Source organism: Ruegeria sp. AL12 (assembly GCF_056540885.1).
This window is the reverse complement of sequence record NZ_JBQFXN010000087.1, coordinates 1-865: the sequence shown is the minus strand read 5'-3', so window position 1 is coordinate 865 and position 865 is coordinate 1. Positions and strand designations below refer to the sequence as shown.

Annotated in this window: 1 protein-coding gene and 1 pseudogene; both read right to left on the bottom strand. The window is 57.5% G+C overall.

Annotated elements, in window-relative coordinates; genetic code table 11:
• Positions 1 to 13: 13 nt before the first annotated feature.
• Positions 14 to 577, bottom strand: a complete 564-nt coding sequence (locus ACR0C6_RS21530) for a nucleotide exchange factor GrpE (RefSeq protein ID WP_480482518.1) — start codon at positions 575 to 577, stop codon at positions 14 to 16.
• A 10-nt stretch (positions 578 to 587) separates the two neighbouring features.
• Positions 588 to 865, bottom strand: a pseudogene (hrcA, locus tag ACR0C6_RS21525) (heat-inducible transcriptional repressor HrcA); the annotation flags it as partial.

Sequence of the window (865 nt, the reverse complement as noted above, 5' to 3'; positions counted from 1 at the left end):
TTTGAAAAGCCAATCAGCTTGCTGGCGTTGAAGAGACCCCGACCTGAGCCGGACGCAACAGTCGGTCGTGCAGCATGAAACCTTCGGCGGACACCTGGATGATGTCCCCTGCCCGCGTGCCCGGGACCGGGGCCTCGAACATTGCTTCGTGCACATTCGGATCAAACCGGTCGCCAACCTGGGGTGTAATCACTTCGATCCCGTGTTTCTGGAACACATCCTTCAGGGCACGCATGGTCAGTTCGACGCCTTCCAGCAGTCCGGCGGCAACCTCTTTCTGCTCGTCGGTCGCGGCCTCAAGCGCGCGCTTCATGTTGTCGTAAACAGGCAGCATATCGCGGGCCAGCTTGGAACCGCCATACTGCTCGGCATCGCGGCGCGCCTTGTCACCGCGTTTGCGCGCGTTCTCGGCGTCGGCAAGCGCGCGCATGAATTTGTCTTTATACTCATCCCGCTCAGCGCGCAGCTCGTCCAGCTCCAACGCCTCGTCACTGATCTCAGTAAACTCCTCGGCCAGCTCTTCCGCTTCTGCCGCCATGATATCGTCCAGAAAATCTTCGTTCTTGGGCTCTGCCATCTCTTACCCTCTAGCTCCGGTCGGATATCAGCTTGCCGACCAGTTGCGCCGTATAATCCACGATCGGCACGATCCGTCCATAATTCAGACGTGTGGGTCCGATGACCCCGACCGCACCGATTATCCTACGATCAGCGTTCATATATGGAGACACCACCAAAGAGGAACCCGAAAGTGAGAAAAGTTTGTTCTCAGACCCAATAAAAATGCGCACACCCTCGCCGCCTTCCGTCAATTCGAGGAAATCAGCGATGTCGCGCTTGCGCTCCAAATCATCAAACAGGCTGC

Excerpts from the sequence above, each read along its gene's own strand:
- ACR0C6_RS21530 (WP_480482518.1), bottom strand. The coding sequence starts at position 577 with ATGGCAGAGCCCAAGAACGAAGATTTTCTGGACGATATCATGGCGGCA.